Below are 2,725 nucleotides of genomic sequence, written 5' to 3'. Positions count from 1 at the left end.
CTCCTCTCCCTGGCGGGCATCGCCGCCCTGAACGCCGGCGTGAACACCGCCAACGATTTCTTCGACTCGGTGTCGGGCAACGACGAGGCGAACCGGTATTATTCCCCCTTCAACGGCGGCTCCCGGGTCATCCAGGACGGCCTGGTCAGTCGGCGCACCGTGGGCCTCGTATCCCTGGTGAGCTTCCTCATCGCGGGTGGCATCGGCGCGGCCCTCTGGCTCCTGACGCCGGGGAACTGGATTCTCTACCTGGGCCTTTTCGGCCTCGTCACCGGGTTCTTCTACGCGGCGCCGCCGTTCAAGCTGGGCTACCGCGGCCTGGGGGAGTTCATCGTGGCGCTGGACGTGGCCTTCCTCCCGGTTCTGGGCGGCTACTACGTCCAGGCCGGGACCTTCGATTCCGGCGCCTTCTACGCCGGCATCGCCGCCGCCTTTCTCATCCTGGGCGTCATCTGGGTGAACCAGATTCCCGACATCGAGGCCGACGCCGCGGTGGGGAAACGCACCCTGGTCGTCCGCCTGGGCGCCCGCCGTTCGCGGGCCGCCTTCGCCGTCATCGTCGCGGCGGTGTACGTCTCTTCGCTCGTCCTGGCATTACTGGGCGTCCTGCCCTACTGGACGCTCCTGATTTTCCTCACGCTGCCGTTGGCCGTCGGCGCCGTCCGGGGCGTCTTTTCAAACTACGACCAGCCGCGGGCCCTCGTGCCCGCCGAGGGGAAGACGGTGCAGCTCCAGCTGGCCGGCAACCTGGTCCTGTCCCTGGGTTTCGCCCTGGCCGTATTAATCCCTCTCTGAGGCCCGACCCGTGAAACTCGCCACCGCCAAGGACCTCCTGAACGACGAGCTGCTCCGCCTGGAGGAGCGGCTGCTGGATATAATCGCCGGCGAGTTCGAGCTGGTAAGCACCATGACGTCCCGGCTCGTCGCCGCCGGTGGAAAGCGTCTGCGGGCAATTCTCGTCCTCCTGGCGGCCCGGGGAGAATACGAGAACGGTGGCCCGCGGGATACGGCGGTGGAGGTGGCGGCGGTCTGCGAGCTGGTCCACCTGGCCACCCTCATCCACGACGACGTCATAGATCAGGCCGCGACGCGCCGCGGCGTGCCCACCATCCACACCGACCTGGGCAACCAGATTACGGTGCTGATGGGGGATCACCTCTACGCCCGGGCCATCCGCCATCTGATAACCGCCACGGGACGGGCCGACCTGGTCCGGGTTCTGGCGGGTACGGTGGCGGACCTCTGCGAGGGGGAAATAAGGCAGCTCAACGAGACACGCTGGCTGGGGCGCGTCGTCCGCACCGACGCCGGCGGGAGCTTCGCGGTGCGTTTCGAGCCCATGGAACGGGAGTACCTGGAAATAATCGCCCGCAAAACGGCGGGCTTCTTCGGCTCCTGCGGGGAAATGGGCGCACTTTTGGCCGGCGGGGGCGAGGCGGTCGCGAGGATGAGCGGATACGGCTTCAACCTCGGCATGTCCTTTCAGATAACCGACGACCTGATGGACTACGCCGGCGCCCGGGAGATCACCGGGAAGGACGAGGGGAACGACCTCGCCGCGGGGAGGCTGACCCTGCCGCTCATCCACGGCCTGCACCACGACAAGCACGGCCGCGAGCTACTCGGCCTCTTGAGCCTCTCCGGCGGCGGCCTTAGAAAACGGGTCGCCGAACTCCTGGACCGCACCGGCTCGTTGGGCTACGCCACCAAGGTCGCCCAGGGCTACGCCCGACGCGCCCGGGAAATCGCCCTGGGACACCCACACCCCGAAGTCGGTCCCGTGCTCGTGGAGTTGGCCGAGGAGGTGCTGACCCGGCAGGTGTGAGGGTTAGCGTACACGGAAAAGGGCGGCCCGAGCGGGTCGCCGTCTGAACATGGGGTATTGACCCCTTTTTTTTATAAGCGGATGGCCGCGGCGGAAACCGCCGCCAGGAATTCCCCCTCCTCCTCCGGCAACAGGGCGCGCAGGTCCAGCAGGAGCCGCGTGTCCTCCACGCGCCCGAAGATTCCGGAAGCGCGAAACTCCCCCGCCAGCTCCCGAACCCCCGTCGCATCGGAAGTGAGCACCAGCGCGGCGGAGGGGAAATCCACCAGCGGCGGCGCCCCGGAACCGGCCCGTCCCACCGTTTCTTCCACACGCACCCTCCAGCGCCCGCCCCCGATGCGCTCGAGCTCGGGGAGCAGCGCCTCCGCTCGCTTCAGGATTTCCCCGCCGGTGGCCGCCAACAGCCGGTGCGCGGGTAGCTCGTCCTCCCGCCCCGCGAGGTAAATGTCGAGGGTGGCGGCTAGACCGGCGAGCGCCACTTTGTCCAGCCGCGCCGCCCGGGCGAGGGGATGACGGACGCAGCTCTCCACCAGGTCCGCCCGACCGACGACTATTCCGGCCTGGGGCCCGCCGAAAAGCTTGTCGCCGGAGAAGCAGACCAGATCGGGGCCCGCCTCCAGGGATGAGACGACGTTGTCCGCTCCCGGGGCCCAGGGGACCTCCCGGACAAGGCCGGACCCCTGGTCGTAGATGCAGGGGAGCCCGCGGGAATGCGCGAGCTCCGCCAGCTCGGCGAGCGACGGTTCGGTGAAGCGGCCCTCGAGGCGGAAGTTGGAGCGGTGGGCCGTGAAAAGGGCACCCGTGTTCTCCCCGATCGCTTCGGCGTAGTCGGCGACGGTGGTTCGGTTGACGCTCCCCACCTCCCGCAGGGTGCAGCCCGATTGGCGCATCACCGAGGGC

General features: G+C 68.5%; 3 protein-coding genes. 2 read left to right on the top strand and 1 reads right to left on the bottom strand.

Annotated elements, in window-relative coordinates:
- Positions 1 to 795 (top strand): 1,4-dihydroxy-2-naphthoate octaprenyltransferase (menA, locus tag NTW26_08500; protein MCX7022291.1); only part of this gene is annotated, 795 nt, incomplete at its 5' end.
- Between the two features lie 10 nt (positions 796 to 805).
- The gene (locus NTW26_08495) at positions 806 to 1,825 is read left to right on the top strand and encodes a polyprenyl synthetase family protein (protein MCX7022290.1); all 1,020 of its coding nucleotides are present in this window, start codon (positions 806 to 808) and stop codon (positions 1,823 to 1,825) included.
- Positions 1,826 to 1,896: 71 nt separating this feature from the next.
- On the opposite strand, the gene NTW26_08490 is transcribed toward NTW26_08495, so the two are convergent.
- Positions 1,897 to 2,725: L-seryl-tRNA(Sec) selenium transferase (locus NTW26_08490; protein MCX7022289.1), on the bottom strand; the 829-nt coding region annotated here is incomplete at its 5' end.

It is taken from the genome of bacterium, assembly GCA_026398675.1.
Taxonomy (GTDB): domain Bacteria; phylum RBG-13-66-14; class RBG-13-66-14; order RBG-13-66-14; family RBG-13-66-14; genus RBG-13-66-14.
Note: the sequence above shows the minus strand (reverse complement) of the source record. Positions and strands in the feature narration are given on the sequence as shown.